The sequence below is a fragment of the Christensenella timonensis genome, from assembly GCF_900087015.1.
Taxonomy (GTDB): domain Bacteria; phylum Bacillota; class Clostridia; order Christensenellales; family Christensenellaceae; genus Christensenella; species Christensenella timonensis.
The window spans coordinates 659,632-679,763 of record NZ_FLKP01000002.1 but is presented as its reverse complement, the minus strand read 5'-3'; the positions used below and the strand labels follow the sequence as shown (position 1 = coordinate 679,763).

The 20,132-nt window shown below is 54.9% G+C and carries 16 protein-coding genes, 1 tRNA gene and 2 pseudogenes; 2 read left to right on the top strand and 17 right to left on the bottom strand.

Features of this window, described 5'->3' with window-relative positions; translation table 11 throughout:
* The 6 genes from BN6471_RS04740 to iorA form a co-directional block, all read right to left on the bottom strand.
* Complete coding sequence (locus BN6471_RS04740; protein ID WP_066646032.1) at positions 1 to 1,431, bottom strand: NAD(P)/FAD-dependent oxidoreductase; 1,431 nt, start codon at positions 1,429 to 1,431, stop codon at positions 1 to 3.
* The gene (gene glpK / locus BN6471_RS04735) at positions 1,418 to 2,911 is read right to left on the bottom strand and encodes a glycerol kinase GlpK (protein ID WP_066646030.1); all 1,494 of its coding nucleotides are present in this window, start codon (positions 2,909 to 2,911) and stop codon (positions 1,418 to 1,420) included. Before glpK ends, BN6471_RS04740 begins: the two co-directional genes overlap by 14 nt.
* Positions 2,912 to 3,033: 122 nt before the next feature.
* Positions 3,034 to 4,065 (bottom strand): Gfo/Idh/MocA family protein, encoded by a 1,032-nt coding sequence (locus tag BN6471_RS04730; protein WP_066646027.1) that lies wholly within the window; start codon positions 4,063 to 4,065, stop codon positions 3,034 to 3,036.
* A 46-nt stretch (positions 4,066 to 4,111) separates the two neighbouring features.
* Positions 4,112 to 5,347, bottom strand: coding sequence for a phenylacetate--CoA ligase family protein (locus BN6471_RS04725; protein ID WP_066646025.1), 1,236 nt, complete (start codon positions 5,345 to 5,347; stop codon positions 4,112 to 4,114).
* A 34-nt stretch (positions 5,348 to 5,381) separates the two neighbouring features.
* Positions 5,382 to 5,963, bottom strand: a complete 582-nt coding sequence (locus BN6471_RS04720) for an indolepyruvate oxidoreductase subunit beta (protein ID WP_066646024.1) — start codon at positions 5,961 to 5,963, stop codon at positions 5,382 to 5,384.
* Positions 5,960 to 7,732: an indolepyruvate ferredoxin oxidoreductase subunit alpha gene (gene iorA / locus BN6471_RS04715; protein ID WP_066649774.1), complete on the bottom strand. Its 1,773-nt coding sequence runs from the start codon at positions 7,730 to 7,732 to the stop codon at positions 5,960 to 5,962. The genes BN6471_RS04720 and iorA overlap by 4 nt, the downstream gene beginning before the upstream one ends.
* Positions 7,733 to 7,910: 178 nt before the next feature.
* On the opposite strand from iorA, the gene BN6471_RS04710 reads away from it, so the two are divergent.
* Positions 7,911 to 8,690, top strand: coding sequence for an NYN domain-containing protein (locus BN6471_RS04710; RefSeq protein ID WP_066646023.1), 780 nt, complete (start codon positions 7,911 to 7,913; stop codon positions 8,688 to 8,690).
* A 22-nt stretch (positions 8,691 to 8,712) separates the two neighbouring features.
* Here the strand turns inward: BN6471_RS04710 and BN6471_RS04705 are convergent, their stop codons facing one another.
* The 10 genes and pseudogenes from BN6471_RS04705 to BN6471_RS04665 form a co-directional block, all read right to left on the bottom strand.
* Complete coding sequence (locus BN6471_RS04705; RefSeq protein WP_066646022.1) at positions 8,713 to 9,255, bottom strand: nitroreductase family protein; 543 nt, start codon at positions 9,253 to 9,255, stop codon at positions 8,713 to 8,715.
* Positions 9,256 to 9,267: 12 nt separating this feature from the next.
* Positions 9,268 to 10,008, bottom strand: a pseudogene (locus tag BN6471_RS13315) (enoyl-CoA hydratase-related protein); the annotation flags it as partial.
* A gap of 84 nt (positions 10,009 to 10,092) precedes the next feature.
* Positions 10,093 to 11,079, bottom strand: a pseudogene (locus tag BN6471_RS13310) (electron transfer flavoprotein subunit alpha/FixB family protein); the annotation flags it as partial.
* A gap of 13 nt (positions 11,080 to 11,092) precedes the next feature.
* Positions 11,093 to 11,887, bottom strand: a complete 795-nt coding sequence (locus tag BN6471_RS04695) for an electron transfer flavoprotein subunit beta/FixA family protein (protein ID WP_066646019.1) — start codon at positions 11,885 to 11,887, stop codon at positions 11,093 to 11,095.
* Between the two features lie 12 nt (positions 11,888 to 11,899).
* Complete coding sequence (locus BN6471_RS04690) at positions 11,900 to 13,042, bottom strand: acyl-CoA dehydrogenase family protein (protein ID WP_066646012.1); 1,143 nt, start codon at positions 13,040 to 13,042, stop codon at positions 11,900 to 11,902.
* A gap of 27 nt (positions 13,043 to 13,069) precedes the next feature.
* Complete coding sequence (gene lpdA, locus BN6471_RS04685) at positions 13,070 to 14,452, bottom strand: dihydrolipoyl dehydrogenase (RefSeq protein WP_066646010.1); 1,383 nt, start codon at positions 14,450 to 14,452, stop codon at positions 13,070 to 13,072.
* 12 nt (positions 14,453 to 14,464) lie between these two features.
* Positions 14,465 to 15,760 (bottom strand): dihydrolipoamide acetyltransferase family protein, encoded by a 1,296-nt coding sequence (locus BN6471_RS04680; RefSeq protein ID WP_066646008.1) that lies wholly within the window; start codon positions 15,758 to 15,760, stop codon positions 14,465 to 14,467.
* Between the two features lie 10 nt (positions 15,761 to 15,770).
* Entirely contained in the window at positions 15,771 to 16,745 is a 975-nt protein-coding gene (locus tag BN6471_RS04675; protein ID WP_066646006.1) for an alpha-ketoacid dehydrogenase subunit beta, read from the bottom strand.
* Positions 16,746 to 16,879: 134 nt separating this feature from the next.
* A complete protein-coding gene (locus BN6471_RS04670) occupies positions 16,880 to 17,845 on the bottom strand; it encodes a thiamine pyrophosphate-dependent dehydrogenase E1 component subunit alpha (protein ID WP_242861839.1) in 966 nt (321 codons plus the stop codon).
* Between the two features lie 209 nt (positions 17,846 to 18,054).
* Positions 18,055 to 18,810: a fumarylacetoacetate hydrolase family protein gene (locus BN6471_RS04665; RefSeq protein WP_066646002.1), complete on the bottom strand. Its 756-nt coding sequence runs from the start codon at positions 18,808 to 18,810 to the stop codon at positions 18,055 to 18,057.
* 114 nt (positions 18,811 to 18,924) lie between these two features.
* Between BN6471_RS04665 and BN6471_RS04660 the strand changes: the two genes are divergently transcribed.
* Positions 18,925 to 19,920, top strand: coding sequence for a Gfo/Idh/MocA family protein (locus tag BN6471_RS04660; protein WP_066646000.1), 996 nt, complete (start codon positions 18,925 to 18,927; stop codon positions 19,918 to 19,920).
* Between the two features lie 61 nt (positions 19,921 to 19,981).
* Here the strand turns inward: BN6471_RS04660 and BN6471_RS04655 are convergent.
* Positions 19,982 to 20,056: transfer RNA gene (locus BN6471_RS04655), tRNA-Glu, on the bottom strand.
* Positions 20,057 to 20,132 lie beyond the last annotated feature (76 nt).

Genomic DNA, 20,132 nt, shown 5'->3' with positions numbered 1-20,132 from the left:
TCAGTCTTCCTTCGTTTCCCCTGTCACGATATAACTGCCCTGTACATCCTGCAAAATATCCTTCATCTCCATACCGAGCGTGCGCGCCATGATATCATGGATGCGCGGTTCGCAAAAGCCGCCCTGGCACCGGCCCATTCCCGCCGCACAGCGGCGCTTGATGCCGTCAAGGCTCGTGGGCACCACCGGACGTGCAAGGATATCGAGGATCTCTCCTTCCGTGATCGTCTGGCACCTGCACACGACCCGCCCATACGCCGGGTTTTTACGGATCAGCTCATCCTGTTCCTTTTCGCTCAAAGCATGGAAGCGCACCACCTTGCGCCCATCGCAAAAATCCTGCTTTGGGCGTATGCAAAGCCCGCTGTCCCTTAAAATCTCCACCAGATCCTCCGCAATCGCAGGCGCCGCCGAAAGTCCCGGCGATTTGATGCCCGCGGCGTTGATGAACCCTTTGACCTCCGATTCCCCTACGATAAAATCCTTGCCCGCAACCGCGCGCAGCCCGGCAAAGTTCCGTATATTCTGCGAAAAATCGATCATAGGTACGGATTTGAGCGCCATCTCCTTCACGAACGCCAACTCTTGTGTGTGCGTTGCCGTATCGTCGCGCTCCGCCGTTACCTGCATGTCCGGCCCGGCATACAAGTTCCCATGTACCGTCGGCGCGACCACCACGCCCTTCCCCGCCTTGGTCGGGCATTGGAAAATAACGGTGGAAACAAGGTCTCCCAGCGTTTTATCGAACAAGTAATATTCCCCGCGCACCGGCGTGATCGCAAATCCGCTGCCGCCCGCCATTTCATAGACCTTATCGGCATAAAGCCCCGCCGCATTGACGATATACCTGGCGGCATATTTTCCCTGCGGCGTAGTGACCACAAACATCCCGTCGCGCCTGCTGATGCGCAGCACCTCACTGTTTAAATAATAATCCACCCCGTTTTTGACTGCGGTTTCAAGGAGTGCAGCCGCATATTCCCACGGACTGATGATCCCGCAGGTCGGCGCCCACAGCGCACACACAACTTTCCCGGAAAGGTTCGGTTCTTTTTTGAGCACCTGTTCCTTCGTCCACTTTTCCACAGGAACGCCGTTTTTCTTTCCGTTTTCGATGAGTTTATCTATTTCTTCTTCCTCTTCGCTGGAAAAAGCCAATACCAAAGAACCCGTTTCCATAAACGGGACGTCCAGTTTTTTCGCCAGCTCGTGCGCGAGGGCGTTGCCCCGCGCATTGTATTTTGCCATCAGTGTGCCCGGCTTGGGGTCAAAGCCCGCATGGATCAACGCGCTGTTTGCCTTGGTGCTCCCGCACGCAATATCGTTTTCCTTTTCCAAAAGCGCCGTGGAAAAATCATATTTTGAAAATTCATACGCGGCGGCGCAGCCTGTGATACCGCCGCCCACGATCAATACGTCATACTGTTTCATCCTGCCAGCCTTTCGCACATTCGATTGCCTTTGCCCAGTTCCTGCGCAGGCTTTGCCTTCTTTGCTCCGGCATTGCCGGTACAAAGGTCTTATCCAGCGTCCATTTTTTCGCGACCTCGTCCATGTCGCTCCATATCCCCGTCGCCAGCCCCGCCAAATACGATGCCCCAAGGGCTGTGGTCTCGCGGACACGCGGGCGCATCACCGGCGTATGTGTGATGTCCGACTGGAACTGCATCAGGAAATTGTTTGCCGAGGCCCCGCCGTCCACACGCAATCTTCCTAACTTGATTTTGGTATCCGAGCGCATTGCATCCAGCACGTCCGCGCTCTGGTAGGCGATCGCTTCGAGCGCCGCACGGATGATGTGGTCTGCCGTTGCGCCGCGCGTCAGCCCGACGATCGTTCCGCGCGCATACATATCCCAGTGCGGCGCACCCAATCCCGTAAACGCGGGCACAAGATAGACCCCGCCGTTGTCCGGTACTTTTTCCGCAAAAAATTCGCTGTCCCTGCTGTCCTTTAAAAGCCGCATTTCGTCGCGCAGCCACTGCACGACCGCGCCGCCCATAAACACACTGCCTTCAATCGCGTAATGAACTTTTCCTTTGGGGGTCGCCGCGATCGTCGTCAGCAATCCGTGCTTACTGTAGCAAAGCTTCTCCCCCGTGTTCATCAGCAAAAAACAGCCCGTCCCATATGTGTTTTTCGCTTGCCCCGGCTCAAAACACGCCTGCCCAAAAAGCGCCGCCTGCTGATCCCCGGCGATACCCGCAATGGGGATATCCTTGCCAAAGAGCCTGGTATATCCATATACTTCTGCCGAACTTTTTACCTCCGGCAGCATGCACGCCGGGATATCGAGCGCCTTTAAAATCTCTTCATCCCACGCCAGCGTTTTGATGTTGAACAGCATGGTGCGCGACGCGTTCGTCAGGTCGGTCACATGCACGCGGCCTTTTGTCAAATTCCACAATAACCACGTATCCACCGTGCCAAACAAAAGCTCCCCGCGCTTTGCACGCCCGCGCGCGCCCTCCACGTGGTCGAGTATCCACTTTAGTTTAGTCGCCGAAAAATACGCGTCGATCACAAGTCCCATGTTCTCACGGATATACGGCTCCCAGCCGTCCGCTTTCAATTGAGCGCAAATATCCGCCGTACGCCTGCACTGCCATACGATAGCGTTGTAAATGGGCCTTCCCGTTTCCTTTTCCCACACTACCGTCGTTTCCCTTTGGTTGGTGATGCCAATGCCCGCCACTGCCCCGAGCGGGATCTCCGATTCCTCCAGCGCCTCTTCTAAGACGGTAAGCTGGGAAGAATAAATTTCCAGCGGGTCGTGCTCCACCCACCCGGGCTCCGGGAAATACTGCGGAAATTCACGCTGCCTGACGCTTACGATATTATGGTCTTCGTCGAAAATGATACAACGGGAACTGGTCGTTCCCTGGTCGAGCGCAACAATGTGTTTTTTCATGCCGCTACTCCTGTGAATTTCAGTTTTCTTTATTGTATCGCATACGGAATGCAAAAACAACAAAGAAAACCGCTGCATCCCACATGTATGCAACGGTTTTCTCCCAAGGTCGGCAATACCTTTTATTTGTTTTCTTCCCATTGGCCGGACTGCGCCGCGCGCAGGATCGTTTCCACCACGCGCAAATCCTCCATACCGTCCCTGCCAGAAACGAGCGGCGGCGTATCGTTTATCACGCAATCCACAAACGCGTCGATAATTCCCGTCTTGAACTGGGCGTCGTTGGTCGGTATCCTGCCCGTTTCATAATAGGACTTTTCCCCGTCGCTGCGCGTTACCGTGATCGGGAACTGCGGATGGTCATATATCTTCATCGTCCCTTCCGAGCCATAGAGCACAGTGGAATGGTCTTCGTCGCCCTGGTATGTCCAGCTCGCCGCCAGCGTCCCAAAAATCCCGGAATCAAATTCAAGCAGGGTGACGGCATTGTCCTCCACGCCGATCGGGTTTCCATCCCCATCCTTTTTTTCCAGCGTTGCGATACGCGCCGCGAGGCGCTTGACCTCGCTTCCAAGCAGCCAGCGCAGCAGCTCTATCTTGTGGATGCCGAGATCCCCGGTGCAGCCCACAAAGCACTGGTCCTTTTTAAAGAACCAGGTATCCTTTTTCTCCGCCGACCAAAACTCCGGCCCCCTGTGGCCGAACACCGCGCGGAACGTCTGGATATTGCCGATTTCGCCTGCTTCGACCAGCTTCTTCGCTTTCAGGTGTGCGGGCGCTACGCGGAAATTTTCCGCGATCATCAATTTTTTGCCAGCCTTCTCTGCCGCGGCATTCATCTCCGCCGCTTTTTTCGTATCCGTGGTCATCGGCTTTTCGCACAGGACATGTTTGCCTGCCTTAAGCGCCGCCATCACCTGCTCATAATGGTATTTGTTCGAGCTGCATATGCTCACCGCATCGATTGCAGGATCTAAGAGCAATGCCTGCGCCGTATCATAGACCTTCCCGCCATAGCGCTGTGCACTTTTTTCCGCCCGTTCCCTTGCCGTATCAAAATACCCCGCAAGGACAACATCCGGCCTGTCCGCATATTCCGGGATGTGCCGAAACTCCGAAATAGAACCGCACCCACAGATTCCTACCTTCAACATAATCCTTTTCCCCCTGTTTGGATCGCCAGACCTCATTCGTTCCCTTTTACTGATAGCGCAAGTCGTGTATCCGCTTCGTTTTCTTTTCGCTGCGCGGCAGGCCGCCCAGCTTGACTGCCTGTGCGTCGATCCTGATGCCGATACGCCTTTTGAACTCACGCGCGACAACCTCGCCCATTTCGCACAAATCCGCGCCGTCCTCCACTTCAAACTGCAACACCATACGGTCTGCGCTGCCCACCTTGTCAAGCGTTACCATATATTCGCTGCTCACCTGCCCGATGCCCTTTAAAAGCATATCGATCTGGCTCGGATGGATGTTCACGCCCTTGACCTTCACCACATCGTCCGTGCGTCCCAAAATCCGGTCGTGCCGCGGATATCTCCGCCCGCACGCACATTTTCCCGGGATGATACGCGACATATCGTGCGTCCGGTACCGAAGAAGCGGCGCGCCCTGCTTTTTGAGCGTCGTGATCACGATCTCGCCATACTGCCCGTCCGGTACGTTTTCCCCCGTGTCCGGATCGATGATCTCCATATACAAAAAATCATCGAAATAATGCAGCCCCTGGTGACATTCACAATCAATGGAAATACCCGGCCCATAGATTTCCGTCAATCCATAGATATCGAATAGTTCGATGCCCAGCCCCTCACGGATACGCCTTCGCATTTTATCGCTCCACCGCTCCGAACCGATGATCCCTTTTTTGAGCGCGATCTTGTCCTTTAATCCCAATTTCTCCACCTGCTCCGCAAGCAGCAGCGCATACGAGGAGGTAGACCCCAACACCGTCGTCTTCAAATCCGTCATCATTTTCAGCTGTTTTTCGGTGTTGCCCGGCCCCATCGGTATAGCCATTGCTCCCAACGCCTCGCATCCCGCCTCAAAGCCGATGCCCGCCGTCCACAGGCCAAACCCCGGTGTGATCTGTACCCTGTCCGTATTGGCCACGCCCGCGATCTCATAGCACCTGCGAAACATTTCGCACCAGTCCTCAACATCCTGCCGCGTATAGGGGATGATGACCGGCTCGCCCGTCGTTCCCGACGTGGAATGGATGCGCACTACTTCTTCTTCGCCCACCGCCATGAGTCCCAGCGGATATGCCGCCCGCAGGTCGGCCTTGTCCGTGAACGGTATTTTGGCTATGTCCTCCGGCCCCTTTACGTCGCGCGGGTCAAACCCGCATTCCAGGAATTTCTGCTTATAAAACGCGCTGTTCCCACTCACATTTTTGAGCTGCCTGCTCAGCAGCCCGAATTGCCTCTCGTCCATTTCTAATCTCTCCTGTTCCTAATCTATTCTCTTTCTATTGTACGGAATCATATCCCGCCCCAAGCGCCTTTAAATTGATATCAAGTATCTTCTGCGGCAGCGTGCGCGTAAGCAGCCCACGCATGCGCTCCAGCGAAAAGGGGATCGCCCCGATCCCGATCGCCGCGCCGATCAGTACGATATTCACGGTTTTCGGATTTCCGCACGCCTTTGCAATGCCGTACGCATCGATAAAGTACGCGTCCGCATGCCTGCCGATATATCCCTTGATCTCATCAAGATCATAAGGCTTGCCGGACAGCGAAGCCGTCACAGGGATCACCCGCTGCGTATTCACCACTGCCTTGCCGCCTTTTTTCAGGCGCGGCAAAACGCGGGCCGCTTCCGCCGGCTCAAACGCCAACAACAGGTCTGCCGTATGCAGGGGGATCACGCTGCTCTTGTCCTCCCCGTCCACGCGCACATGGCTTACCACGCTCCCGCCGCGCTGCGCCATGCCAATGGTCTCTGACGACCGCACAAAGCACCCGTCCTCCATCGCAGACTGCGCGATCAGCCGCGAAGCCAGGATCGTTCCCTGTCCGCCCACTCCGGCGACCAACACATCACATTTCATCCCTTCGCCTCCTTGATCGCATCCACAGGGCAAACATATGTGCACAGCCCGCAGCCGTAGCAAAGCGACGGTTCGACGGCCACTGTCCCCTCCCGCAAAGAGATCGCCGGGCAGCCGATCTCGCGGATGCATTTCTTACACGAAATACATGTATCCTCGTCGACCGCATATTCCTTTTCCGGCTTGAAAAGCGCAATGCACGGCGACTTAAATACGATCGCAGAAACGCCCTTGTGCCCCGCCGCTTCCCTTGCCGTCTGCTTCGCCAGCTCAAAATCGAGCGGGTCGACTGTTTTCACATACGAAACGCCGCATGCGCGCAGCATTCCTTCGATGCTCACCGGCGCTGACTTTTCACCCATCATCGTCGTGCCCGTACCCGGGTGCGGCTGGTGTCCCGTCATGGCCGTCGTACTGTTGTCAAGTACCACCACCGTGATATCCGCCTTGTTGTATACCGCGTTGATCACCCCCGGTATCCCCGTGTGGAAAAATGTGGAATCCCCAATGAACGCAAAATACTTCTTGTCCGGCTCCATGTGGCAAAGCCCCTGCGCCACCGTGATGCCCGCGCCCATGCACAGGCAGGTGTCCGCCATATCGAGCGGCTTCGCGTTGCCCAGCGTATAACAGCCGATATCCCCGGTAAACACTGCGGGCGTTCCCTTCATTGCCTGCTTGACCGCGTAAAACGACGCCCTGTGCGGGCATCCCGCGCACAGCACCGGCGGACGCACTGGAAGCTCGGGCGCGCTTTCCTCCTGCGCCTCTATATCGTCGATGCCGCAAAACGCCGCAATCGCTGCTCGCACCATCTCATGCGTATATTCCCCGTTTACAGGCAGGTTGCCTGTCCCTTTTCCGTAAACATTCCATTCCAGCCGGTGCTTTCCCGCCAGCTCGTGCAGGCTGTCCTCGATCACCGCGTCAAGGTCTTCGACCACCAACACCTTATCGAGCGCTTCCATCTCCCCCAGCATAAAATCCGCAGGAAACGGATACGGCGTACCGATCTTTAAAAGCGTTACGTCCGCGCCAAGTTCCGCGATCGCTTCCTTTGCATAGTTATACGCCGCGCCGCCGCTTACGATACCTATTTTTCCATTCCCAACAGAAGTATTCCATTCCGACCGCGAGAACGCCTCGGCGATGTCCTTTTGTTTTTGCTCCAGCAGCCCGTGGTTCTTATAAGAAAGGCTGGGGAAGATCACCCAGCGCGGGTCTTTTTCAAATCCGCCATAGGCATGCGTTTGCGTGCGTTGCTCCGCTTCGATGGAGGCATACGAATGGCATACGCGCGTCGTCGCCCGCAAAATAACGGGCAGGCCCCACCTCTCCGAAATACGGAATCCCTCCTGCACCATGCGGTACGCTTCGTCCGGCGTTGCAGGGTCAAGTACAGGCAGGTTCGCAAACTGCGCAAAGTGCCGCGTATCCTGTTCCGTCTGCGACGAGATCGGCCCCGGGTCGTCCGCGACCATCACAACCATACCGCCCTTGGTCCCTAAATAAGAAAGGCACATCAGCGGGTCAGCCGCCACATTAAGCCCCATCTGCTTCATGGTCACCAATACCCGCGCGCCTGAAAAGCTCGCGCCGCCGCCCACTTCCATAGCGGCTTTTTCGTTGGTCGACCACTCCACGTGGATGTCGCCCGGATTATGTTTTGCGACCGTTTCCAGCACCTCCGTCGACGGCGTTCCCGGATATCCGCACACCAGGTTCACGCCCGCACGGATCGCGCCTAAGGCGATCGCTTCATTTCCCATCAATAACTTCAAAAAATTGCCTCCTAAATACCGCCGCGCGCGGTATTCCCATTTTCAAAACTCCCTCAATTATAACAAATCCTTGCTCCCTTTGTAAAACCAAAGTTATGCAAATGCGCGTATTTCCCATTAAAAGCGGTTTATGGTATACTATAAGAAAAAATGAAAGAAGTACTATATGGATAACAATGATAAAAGGATTGCGGTATTGATCGATGCGGACAACGTGTCCGATAAGTACGTCAAATTGATCTTTGACGAGATTTCAAATTACGGTACGCCCACATACAAGCGTATTTACGGCGACTGGACGACCACGCAGAATTCTTCCTGGAAGAAGGTACTGCTCGATTATTCCATTGCGCCCATCCAGCAATACGGCTATACCAAAGGCAAAAATTCAACGGATTCCGCGCTCATCATCGATGCGATGGATATCCTGTATTCCGGCAATGTAGACGGGTTCTGCATCGTGTCGAGCGACAGCGATTTCACGCGTCTCGCCGCGCGCCTGCGTGAATCCGGCATGCTTGTGATCGGCATGGGCGAGCAGAAAACGCCCGCAGCGTTCATTGCTGCCTGTGAGATATTCAGGTATCTGGAGGTGCTCGCGCAAAGCACGGATGAAAATACCGAAGCTGCTGCGGAGGAAACCGACAAGGAAGAAAAGGCCGGCCCCGCCAAAGCGAATAAGCAGCAGCTGACACGTGCCATCAAGGCGATCGTCAACGATATCTCGGACGACGACGGCTGGGCGTTTTTGGGCGCGGTAGGCAACCGCCTCAATAAGCGATACCCGGATTTTGACTCGCGCAATTATGGCTATGCGAAATTGACACAGCTTGTGGAAGCATTAAAGCAGTTCGATATCGATACGCGTAAAACAGCCAACCCGCATATCAAGCACAAATTCATACGCAATAAGCAGGACGCAAGGCAAAGCAAAAAGACCCGCTGAAAACGGGTCTTTTCATTGTCTATTATTTAAAACTGACCAGTTCCTCGACCGTCTTTCTTTTGGGCATTTGCGGTTGTTCGTCCGGGTATCCGACAGGGATGAGCGCAGCGACCTTCTGCCCTTCGGGCACTCCTGCGGCCTTGCCTACCTTGTCCTCGTCAAATATCCCCATGATCACGCTGCCCACGCCTTCGTTATATGCGGCCAGGCAAAACGTCTGTGACGCGATGCCTGCGTCAAACATTTCCCAACGGTCTTCCTTGCTCGTAGAAAAACTCCCGTCGCGTTCAAACCCGCTGCGTCCCGCAATGTACGTGACGATCACAAGCGCGGGCGCGTTCTTGATGGTCGCCGCATTGAAGGCAAAATCCATCACGCAGCCTTCCGCGATCTCGTTTTTGAGCGTTTTATCTTCCACGACGATATAGCGCGCGATCTGTGTGTTTTTCCATGACGGCGCACATGCGGCCGTTTCCACGATCCGCTTGAGCACATCATGGCCTACCGGCGCGTCTTTAAACTTACGGACGCTCCTTCTTCCCTTGATCCCTTCCAAAAATTCCATGTCTTTGTCCTCCTAAAAGTCTTTAAAAGTCGGCTTGCGTTTATTAACGAAAGCCTCCATTCCTTCCTTCTGGTCATGCGTCGTAAAACATGCTGTCCAGCCGTCCGCTTCCTTGCGAAGGCCCGCGTCGATATCAAGCTCCATCCCTTCGTTGATGGCCTGCTTTGCCTGCCGTACGCCAAACATCCCCTTGCTCATGATCTTCATCGCCAGGTCGCGTGCCGTACGCATCAGCGCTTCCGGCGTGACCACCTTACTTACCAGGCCGATGCGGTATGCCTCTTCCGCGCTGATCATGTCCGTAGAGAATATGATCTCTTTGGCAAGGCCTTTGCCTACGATGCGCGGCAAACGTTGTGTCCCGCCAAAGCCCGGCATGATGCCGAGGTTTACTTCCGGCTGCCCAAACTTTGCGCGGCTGCTCGCGAGACGGATGTCGCACGCCATGGCAAGCTCGTTGCCGCCGCCAAGCGCATAACCGTTCACCGCCGCAATTACGACCTGCGGCAAATTCTTGATCTTGGAAAAGACCGACTGGGCAAATTCAGATATCTCGCGGCCTTCCTTTTCATCCATGTCCTGCATTTCCGAAATATCCGCACCCGCGACAAACGCCCTGCCTCCCGCGCCGCGCACGATGAGCACCTTGACCCGCTCGTCGCCCGCCACCATGTCGGCGACAGCGCCGATCTCTTTTAAGGTCTCCATATTGAGCGCGTTCATGGCCCGCGGACGGTTGACCGTCAGGTAGCCGATCCCGTTTTGCACGCTGTACAGCACGTTCTTCATGCCCACGTTGTTTTCCACATTAGGAGCAACATAGGCAAACCCGGCTTCGCGCGCAGCCTTCACGGCCTCGGTCAGCTTGGGCAGGATCGCGCATGCATCGCCCACGATCCCCAGATCCGCGACGTCAAAGATAGGCGCCGTATCGTTTTTATTGATTGCAATGACCACATTCGAGTTTTCCATACCAGCCACGTGCTGGATCGCGCCGGAAATCCCGCAGGCTACATAAAGCTCCGGACGTACGGTCTTACCCGTCTGTCCGACCTGGCGTTCCTTATCGATCCATCCCAGGTCGACCGCTGCACGCGACGACGCGACCTCCCCGCCCAGCGCCTCCGCCAAACCGTGCAGCATTGAAAAATTATCCGGGCAGCCGATCCCGCGGCCTCCACTTACAATATACTTCGCCTGCGTGATATCCGCAACCGTTTTTTCCTTTTTGATCACTTCCAGGATCTCGATATTTTTATCCGCCTGCTCAAAGGCCACCTTGACGCCGCGCACCGTCCCCTTACGCCGCTCGTCCTTTTCCAAAGGCTGCATCACGCCCGGGCGGACGGTCGCCATCTGCGGGCGGTGGTTTTTGCACTGGATCACCGCCATCAGGTTCCCGCCGAACGCGGGGCGCGTCATACGCAGCAGCTTCGTCTCCGGGTCGATGCACAGTGCCGTACAGTCCGCCGTCAAGCCTGTTTTGACACGCGCGGAAATGCGAGGCGCCAAATCGCGCCCGATCGATGTCGCGCCAAACAGCACGATTTCCGGTTCTTCGGCCCGGATCACCTGCGTCAACGCCTTGGCATAAGGCTCCGTCATATATTCCTTCAGCAGCGGGTCGTCCACCACGACCACCTCGTCTGCGCCGTAATAAACCAGCTCTTGCGCCTTATCCGCGATACCGTCTCCGAGAAGCACGGCGACCACTTTTTGCCCTAAGTCCTGCGCAAGGCTTGACGCCTCGCCCACCAGCTCATATCCTACGCTGCCGATCACACCATCGCGCTGTTCCGCAAATACATATACATTTTTGCTCATTTTCCGCTCCCCCTTATACAATGTGGTTTTCTTTGAGCGTCGCCATGATCGCATTAACAGCCGCGTCAACCGTCAGGCCTTTCAGCAGCGCACCCGCCGATTTCTGTTCCTTAGTATAAGATTTCACGACGTTGGTCGGCGATCCTTTCAGCCCGATCGCCGCCGGGTCGAGAAGATCCCCCAGCGCTTCAAAATCCAAATGATGGATGGGCTTTTTCTCCGCGTCGATCACGCCGCCCACCGTCATATACCGCGGCTTAGAGAGTTCTGTGATCGCTGTCAGGAGGCAGGGCAGCTTCACGCGCACCTTGTGGTAGCGGTCCTCAAACTGCCGCAAAGCTATGATCGCGCCGTCCTCCAGTTCCACTTCCTGCACATACGATACCTGCGGGATGCCTAAATGTTCTGCGATCTGCGGCCCCACTTGAGCCGTATCCCCGTCGATCGCCTGCCGTCCCGTTACGATCAGGTCATAGCCGATCTTTTTCAGGCTGGCCGCAAGAATGGTGGATGTCGCCAGCGTGTCCGATCCCCCGAATTTACGGTCGGATACCAAAAACGCCTCGTCACAGCCCATGGCAAGCGCTTCTAAAAGCGCCATTTCCGCCTGCGGCGGCCCCATCGATACGACCGTTACGCTGCTGCCTTCACCCGCCATTGCCTTTAAAGCAAGCGCTGCCTCGATGCCCGATTTATCGTCCGGGTTGATGATGCTGGGAAGCCCTGTCCTGACCAGCGTATTCGTTTCCGGATCGAGTTCCACTTCGCTGGTATCAGGCACCTGTTTGATACATACTGCTATTTTCATTTCCGCTCCCCCTTATCGTATTTTCATGGAACCCGAAATGACCATCTTCATGACCTCCGACGTTCCCTCATAGATTTCCGTGATCTTTGCGTCGCGCATCATGCGCTCCACCGGATATTCGCGCGAGAACCCGTAGCCGCCAAAAAGCTGTACGCATGCACGCGTCACGTCATTGGCTACTTCGGAAGCAAACAGCTTGCACATTGCCGCCAGCGCCGAATAGTCTTCGTGCGCGTCCTTTGCAAGCGCAGCCCGCCATACCATCAGCCGTGCCGCGTCGATCTTTGTCTGCAGCTCCGCGATTTTGAATTTCGTGTTCTGGAACGCTGCAATCGGCCTGCCGAACTGCTTGCGTTCCTTGACATACGCGATTGCCTCGTCCAGCGCGCCCTGCGCGATACCCACACTCTGTGCGCCGATGCCGATGCGTCCGCCGTCCAGCGCGTTCATCGCGATCTCGAACCCTTCGCCCTCTTTGCGCAGCCTGTTTTCCGCCGGGACGCATACGTTTTGCAGCGCCACCTCACAGTTGGATGCCGCGCGGATGCCCATACGCGGGATATTTGCGCTCACCGTAATGCCCGGCGTTTTCGCATCCACGATAAAGGCGGATATTCCTTCCGTACCCGCGGCCTTGTCCGTCAGCGCAAACACGATGAACGTATCCGCAAACCCGGAATTGGTGGTGAATACTTTGGAACCGTTGATCACATAATGATCCCCGTCGCGCACCGCCGTCGTCTGCTGTCCCGACGCGTCCGATCCCGCGTTCGGTTCCGTCAGCGAAAAGCAGCCGACCTTGTGTCCGTCCACCAGCGGGCGCAAAAATTTCTGCTTTTGCTCCTCCGTGCCATATTCGTTGATGCACGAGCAGCAAAGCGACGTATGCACCGAGATCGTGATGCCCGTGCTCGCGTCCACCTTGGACATTTCCTCCATGCACAGCACATACGCCAGTACGTCCGCGCCGCCGCCGCCGTATTTTTTGGAATACGGGATGCCGAAGAATCCGCACTTCTGCATCTTTTTAATCAGCTCCATCGAATATGTCTCCGTCTCATCCATCTCGCGGGCGAGCGGCTTCACTTCTGTCTGTGCGAATTTCCGGTACAGATCCTGCAATAATATATGTGTTTTCGGTAATTTGAAATCCATACTTAGAACACTCCCTTCGGTCGTTTCCTATTTCTTCGGCAAATGGATACATTTACCAAGCGCATCGGCACAAGCCTCCATAAAAGCTTCGCTGCACGTCGGATGCGGATGGATGATTTCCGCGATCTCGTGCACGGTGACCTCGGCGCTCATCAGCGAGGCCGCCTCGGCGATCATCTCCGTCACCCCCGCGCCCATCATATGTACGCCCAGCAGTTCGCCATATTTTTTGCTCGCGATCACCTTGATCAATCCTTCCGGATGCCCGCATGCAAGGGCGCGTCCGTTCGCGGCAAAGGGGAAACGTCCGGTCAGTATCCCATCCTTGCCGTACGTTTTGACCGCTTCTGCCTCGGTCATCCCGACGCTTGCGACCTCGGGCAATGTATAAACGCATGACGGCACAAGGGAAAGTTTGCATCTTTCCTTCGCGCCCAGCGCGTTTTTCGCCGCGGTCTCACCCATTTTGAACGCCGCGTGCGCCAGCATGCTTTTTCCGTTGATATCTCCCGGCGCATAAATATTGGGAATACTGGTCTGCATTTTTTCATTGACGACAACATACCTTTTTTCCGTTTTGATCTCTCCGCTTAAACTGCCGAGGCACGAAAGGTCGGGCTTTCTGCCTACGCACAGCAATACTTTGTCGCACACGATGCCATTGCCGCCTGCTTTTACTGTAAGCTTACCGCCCTCTTTACTGATCTGTGAAACTGCCGTTGCGGTCATGATCGTGATCCCCGCCGCCTTAAGCGACTTTTCTGTCGCCGCGGACAGCTCTTTGTCCATCATAGGAATAAGCGCCTGTGCATATTCCACGATCGTCACCTTACTGCCGAACGCCGCAAACGCCGTCGCGATCTCGCACCCGATCACACCGCCGCCGATCACGCACAGCTCTCCCGGAACTTCTTTCAGGTCAAGGATCGTATCGCTCGTGAGCATGCCCTCAAGCTCCGTACCGGGGATCGGGATCGCCCCCGGCACGGAGCCGCCGCAAAGGAGGGTCGCCGCCGCTGCATATTCCTTGCCGCCGCATACAACCGTCGTTTTGTCCTTTAACGAGGCTTCACCGCTTATTACGGTCACGCCGTGCGAGCGCAGCAATCCCGCCACACCGCCTGTCAGCTTCTTTACTACACCGTCCTTATACGCTACGACCTGCTCCATATCGACAACGGTTTTGGGGTCGTTTACGATCCCGCGCTTTCCTGCGTTTTTGATCTCTTCGATCGTTTCCGCCGTCTTGATATACGATTTCGTTGGGATGCATCCACGGTTCAAGCATGTACCGCCCACAACATCCTTTTCAAATAAAATCACCTTACCGCCCAGCATTGCCGCCTTGATGGCGGATACATACCCCGCCGGGCCGCCGCCGATCACGGCTACGTCATATTTTTCAGCCACTGCTATTTCCTCCTAGCACAACGCGTCAAGCGGATGCTCCATCAATTCCTTGATGCGCAGCTGCAGCTTGGCTGCGCCTACGCCGTCCATGATGCGATGGTCGTACGTCAGCGAGATCATCATAACTTTCTTGACGCCCACGCTGCCGTCTTCCTTCACATACACCTGGTCTTCGATTGCGCATATCCCCAAAATACCGCTTTCCGGTTGGTTGATGATTGGGGTAAAGGCATATACGTCGAACATCCCCATGTTGGATACGGTAAACGTTCCGCCCGTCATTTCGTCCGGCTTGACCGCGTTTTCCCTCGCGCGCTTGGCAAGGTCTTTTGCGATGCGCGAAATCGTCGAAAGCGACAGCATATCCGCATTGCGGATCACCGGCACAAGCAATCCCTCATCCATGCCTACCGCAAATCCGATATTCGTTTCCGGCTTGGTCACCAAAATATCCCCGCGGATCACCGTACGCGCAAGCGGGTGTTCGGATACTGCCTGTGCGACGATCTTCAATACGATATCGTTGACGGATATCTTCTGTTCCCTCGTTTCATTCAGTTCCTTGCGCATTGCCAGCAGACGCGTCACGTCGACCTTCACATGCTGCGTCACCGTAGGACATTCCGTATGGCTCTTTGACATCCGCTCAGCGATCACCTTGCGCGCGCCCTTAAGCGGCACGCTGATCTCCTCGCCCGCGCCTTGCGCCGGAGTCTGGTATGCAAGGACATCCTCTTTTGTGATCTTTCCGCCAAACCCGCTTCCCGCAACACCGCTAAGCGGCACGCCCATATCGTCCGCCATGCGCCTTGCAAGGGGCGTCGCCGAGGGCGAAGCGGCAAGCACGTCCACCGCCTTGATCTCCCCGTGTTTTCCGGTAGGCACGGTCTTTTCAAGGTCAACGCCTTTTTCTTTCGCAAGCGCCTTTGCGTATGGCGTCGCAAGCACATCCCCGCTCGCAAATACTCCGCTTTTCGGTTCCGCAGCAACAGCCTGCGGCTTTTCCCCTACCTCTTGCGCGCCCTTTTCCTTTGTTTCCGGTTTTGCCTCTGCCTTCTCCGGAACTTTTTCCCCTTCCTTGCCGATATATCCGATCACTTCAAGAACGGGCACGACCGTATCGTCCGGTACAAGTTTGGCAAGCAGGATTCCCGTTCCCGGCGATTCTGCCTCCATCGTGATCTTATCCGTTTCGATCTCCATGATCGGCTCATCGAGCTCCACCGGGTCGCCGACCTCTTTGAGCCACTTGATGACCCGTCCTTCCTGCATGTCCATGCCGGCCTTAGGCATAAATACTTCTATCATTTCAGCTACCTCACAGAATATCTTTTACAATATTGATGATTTTTTCTTTCGTCGGCCCCACCTCGCGCTCAAGCGTCGGGTTGAACGGGATAGGCACGGACATCGCGCCCAACCTCTTGATGGGGGCATCCAGATAATAAAACGCCTCGCTGTCGGCAATCTGTCCCGCAACTTCCGCGCCAAACCCGCAGAACTGCACGGCCTCATGTACAATGATCAGGTGCTTGGTCTTTTTGACGGAAGCGATAACCGTATCGATATCGAGCGGCACCAAACTGCGCAGGTCGATGACCTCAGCAGAAATCCCGTCTTTTTCGAGGTCTTTCGCCGTTTCCAGGCACATCCTTACCATCTTCCCGTATGTCACAAGTGTCACGTCGCTTCCCTCGCGCTTGATATCCGCCTGTCCTAATGGAATCGTATATTCTTCTTCCGGCACTTCACCCTTTATGCGGTAAAGCTGCTTTTGCTCCAAAAACATCACGGGGTTATTGTCCCTGATCGCCGTTTTCAAAAGTCCTTTTGCGTCGTACGGTGTAGACGGGATCACGACCTTTAAGCCCGGCATGTGTGCGAGTACCGCCTCCAGGCTCTGGGAATGCTGCGCCGCAGCGCCCGTCCCGCTTCCTGAAGGGGTACGCATCACCATCGGTACCGATACCTTGCCGCCAAACATAAAGCGCAGCTTAGGCGCTTCGTTTACGAGTTCGTCATAACAAACGCACATAAAGTCGGAGAACATCAGCTCCACGATGGGGCGCATGCCCGCCATCGCCGCCCCGATCGCTGCGCCGACGAACCCCTGCTCCGCAATAGGCGTATCCATAATTCGCTCCGGCCCGAATTCCTGTATCATCCCTTTGGAAACGCCGAACGCGCCGCAATATTCGCCAATATCTTCCCCCATCATAAAGACTTCGGGGTCTTTTCTCATTTCCTCACTGATCGCATCATTGATCGCTTGTGCATATGTGATTTCAGCCATTTTTTATTCCCTCTCTTCGTCATTCCACGCCCTGTCTGTTCATCTGCGCCATACGGCACAGCTTCACTGTTGGGCGGTCATTCCTCTTCCCCACGAAACCCATTTCATTGGGCTTTCGCGGGGGCCCCAATTCTTTACTGTGCATATACATCGTCTAAGATATTGTCCATAGACGGTTCCGGGCTGTTCTTTGCAAATTCCACCGCCGCCTCGATCCGTGCCGCCACGTCCTCTTCGACCTGGTCGAGTTCCTTTTCGGTAAATTCCTGCTGTTCCACCAAATACTTGCGGAACGCTCTGATCGGGTCTTTTTCTTTCCAGGCCGCAATCTCCTCCTTCGTCCTGTAAAGGTTGCCGTCGCTCTTGGAGTGCCCGGAGATCCTGTAGGTGTTTTCCACCAACAGCATCGGTCCATTTTCCAGCACATATTCACGCGCCTTCAAGGCCGCCTCATAAACTGCCAGCACGTCGTTTCCGTCAACATCCTCGCCGGGAATACCGAACGGGATCGCACGTTTCTTGATATCCGTATCTTTCATGACCTTTGAAATGTGTGTCGACATTCCGTAGGTGTTGTTGATGCATACAAAAAGTACGGGCAGGTTCCATACCGCCGCTAAATTGATCGCTTCAAACGTCGCTCCTTCGTTTGCCGTCCCATCGCCAAAGAAGATCGTGACCATACGGTCTTTTTCATTTCTCTTTTTGATCGCCAGCGCCGCGCCGCCTGACATGACCGCGCTCGCACCCAGCACGCCGTCCGCTCCAAAATAATGGATATCCGGGTCGGCAATGTGCATCGATCCGCCTTTGCCCTTACAAACGCCCGTTTCCTTCGCAAGGATCTCCGCCATCATTGCATTGAGGTCGATCCCCTTCGAGAGTGCCTGTGCGTGCCCCCTGTGCGTACCAAACACATAGTCCTGTTCCTTTAAAGCAGTGATCGTACCGGCTGCTGTCGCTTCCTCGCCGATGCCCAGATGCGTCGTCCCGTGCACCAGTCCCTGCGAAAAGAGCCACTGCACACGTTCCTCGAATTTTCTTCCGAGGTACATTTTTTCAAGCAATTCCACCAAAAGCTTCCTGTCATACTTTTTCACGTTACAAAGCCTCCTGCCATCATCTTTCATATTTTCCCGTCTTTAAAAAACGAGCTTTCCTCACATTCCATGCTAAAGATTTCGTGGTAATATGTCAATTAAATTGCGGTATATTTCACATATGTGTAATTCGTATCTCCTGCTCTCCATAACAAAAAAACCGCCGGGGCAATCCTGCCCGGCGGCTCTTTGTTATTCCCTTTGTTTTGCTACTTCCCGACTGTGTTTTTCAGTTCCCCGATCCCGTCGATCAAAACGCTGACCGTATCTCCCGGCTGCATCGGGCCGATGCCGCCCGGCGTGCCCATCGTCACCACATCGCCTGGTTCAAGCGTCATAAAGCTGCTGATATATGCAAGCAGCGTATAAGCGTCAAAAATAAAATCGGAGGTATTTCCTTCCTGTACCGTTTTCCCATTGAGTATTGCCCTCACATGCGCATTTTTGGGGTCAAGCTCTGTTTCGATCCATGGCCCAAACGGGCAAAATGTGTCAAATCCCTTACAGCGCGCCCACTGTCCATCCGTATTCTGTAAGTCGCGCGCCGTCACATCGTTTAAACATGTATAACCAAAAATGTAGTCCGCTGCTTCCTCTTTCGGTACATTCCTGCACTGTTTGCCCACCACGAACGCAAGCTCCGCCTCATAATCCAGCCGCTCGCACTGCGGAGGTTTAACGACCACGCCGCCCGGGTCAAGGATTGAACTGGTGAACTTGGAAAAGATCAGCGGTTCCTTAGGCAGCGCCATCTTAAGCTCTGACGCATGGCTTAGGTAATTAAGCCCCACCGCTACGATATTTTGCGGCATTGCCGGCGCAAGCAGTGCAAATGCTTCCGGCGCAAGCTCTTCTCCCGTGTAAGAAACCGCCTCATATGGCGCTCCCGCAAGCAGTCTCGCCCGCCCTCCGGATAGCTCTGCATAAAAATCCCCCCGTTGTGTCCGCACCCTGCCAAATCTCATTTTCGCTGCCTCCTTGCTTTATTTCTTTCATTATAACATAGCTTATAGGCACATTGCTTTTTCCTTTTCAAAGTGATATATTTGCAGTAATATCAACAAAAAGGAGCGAGTGCTATGGAAACAAAGGACAGGGTCAATTGGGGCGTCATAAGCTGCGCACGTATCGCCGACGGAGCAGTGATCCCCGGCATCAAAGCGTCGTCCAACGGAAGACTGTACGCTATTTCAGGAAAAACAGAATCAAAGCTGCGCGATTTTGAAAAACGCCACAATCCACAAAAGGCATATGACAGCTATGAAGCATTGCTCTCCGATCCCAATGTAGACGCGGTCTATATCCCCCTTCCGAATTCCATGCACCTCGAATGGGTCGTAAAGGCCGCGGAGAGCGGAAAACACATTTTGTGCGAAAAGCCGCTTAGCTTGACCGTTGAGCAGGTCAAAGAGATGCAGGCGGCCTGCGAAAAGAATGGCGTTCTCCTGATGGAAGCATTTGCCTATCGCCACAATCCCGCGATCATCAAAGTAAAAGAGCTGCTCGATCAGGGGGTAATCGGTAAACCGGCACTCATCGAAGGCCATTTTTCCTTCCTGCCGGGTGATGAAAACGATATCCGCCTGCAAAAGGATCTGGGCGGCGGCTCGCTTTACGATGTCGGTTCCTACCCGATCAATTTGTTCCGTTACCTGACGGGAAAGCAACCGGAGGAAATCTGTGCCCAAGCCATGATGCATCCCAAAACAGGCGTGGATACCAACGCATGTGTTGTCTATTCCTATGGCGACGGGCTGCTCGGCATGATCCACTGTTCCTTTGACGCCGTATTCATGAATGGTTTCACCATTGCGGGCGATAAGGGGATTATCGAATATCCCGGTCTTTACCACGCGACCGGCCATATCCCAATCCGCATCCTCCGCCAGGATCCCGTAGTGCAGCCCATGCAGCAGGAGGAGATCGTCCGCGTCAACTGCCAGGATAATTACATGCTGGAAGTCGAACAGTTCGGGCGCTGTATCTTAAATGGTGAAAAACCGCGGTTGAGCCTGGAAGAGACGATGGACAACCTTGCGACCATCAAGCGTATTCACGAGTTGATCGGGTATTGATAGAAAACAAAAACCGCCAACAATGAAGCTGGCGGCGTGTCGCCCAAAGTTGGGCTACGAATGGTGACCCCACCGGGAATCGAACCCGGGTTTCAGCCGTGAGAGGGCTACGTCTTGACCGCTTGACCATGGGGCCGTCTTTTCAGATAGCATTAATAATTGTAGTAGATTCCACATCTTTTGTCAATAAGAACAGCATAAAAAATACCGCG

Excerpts from the sequence above, each read along its gene's own strand:
- BN6471_RS04660 (WP_066646000.1), top strand. The coding sequence starts at position 18,925 with ATGGAAACAAAGGACAGGGTCAATTGGGGCGTCATAAGCTGCGCACGT.
- BN6471_RS04710 (WP_066646023.1), top strand. The coding sequence starts at position 7,911 with ATGGATAACAATGATAAAAGGATTGCGGTATTGATCGATGCGGACAAC.
- BN6471_RS04740 (WP_066646032.1), bottom strand. The coding sequence starts at position 1,431 with ATGAAACAGTATGACGTATTGATCGTGGGCGGCGGTATCACAGGCTGC.
- glpK (WP_066646030.1), bottom strand. The coding sequence starts at position 2,911 with ATGAAAAAACACATTGTTGCGCTCGACCAGGGAACGACCAGTTCCCGT.
- BN6471_RS04725 (WP_066646025.1), bottom strand. The coding sequence starts at position 5,347 with ATGGACGAGAGGCAATTCGGGCTGCTGAGCAGGCAGCTCAAAAATGTG.
- BN6471_RS04665 (WP_066646002.1), bottom strand. The coding sequence starts at position 18,810 with ATGAGATTTGGCAGGGTGCGGACACAACGGGGGGATTTTTATGCAGAG.
- BN6471_RS04695 (WP_066646019.1), bottom strand. The coding sequence starts at position 11,887 with ATGAAAATAGCAGTATGTATCAAACAGGTGCCTGATACCAGCGAAGTG.
- BN6471_RS04675 (WP_066646006.1), bottom strand. The coding sequence starts at position 16,745 with ATGGCTGAAATCACATATGCACAAGCGATCAATGATGCGATCAGTGAG.
- BN6471_RS04730 (WP_066646027.1), bottom strand. The coding sequence starts at position 4,065 with ATGTTGAAGGTAGGAATCTGTGGGTGCGGTTCTATTTCGGAGTTTCGG.
- BN6471_RS04680 (WP_066646008.1), bottom strand. The coding sequence starts at position 15,760 with ATGATAGAAGTATTTATGCCTAAGGCCGGCATGGACATGCAGGAAGGA.
- BN6471_RS04705 (WP_066646022.1), bottom strand. The coding sequence starts at position 9,255 with ATGGAATTTTTGGAAGGGATCAAGGGAAGAAGGAGCGTCCGTAAGTTT.
- iorA (WP_066649774.1), bottom strand. The coding sequence starts at position 7,732 with ATGGGAAATGAAGCGATCGCCTTAGGCGCGATCCGTGCGGGCGTGAAC.
- BN6471_RS04720 (WP_066646024.1), bottom strand. The coding sequence starts at position 5,963 with ATGAAATGTGATGTGTTGGTCGCCGGAGTGGGCGGACAGGGAACGATC.
- BN6471_RS04690 (WP_066646012.1), bottom strand. The coding sequence starts at position 13,042 with ATGGATTTCAAATTACCGAAAACACATATATTATTGCAGGATCTGTAC.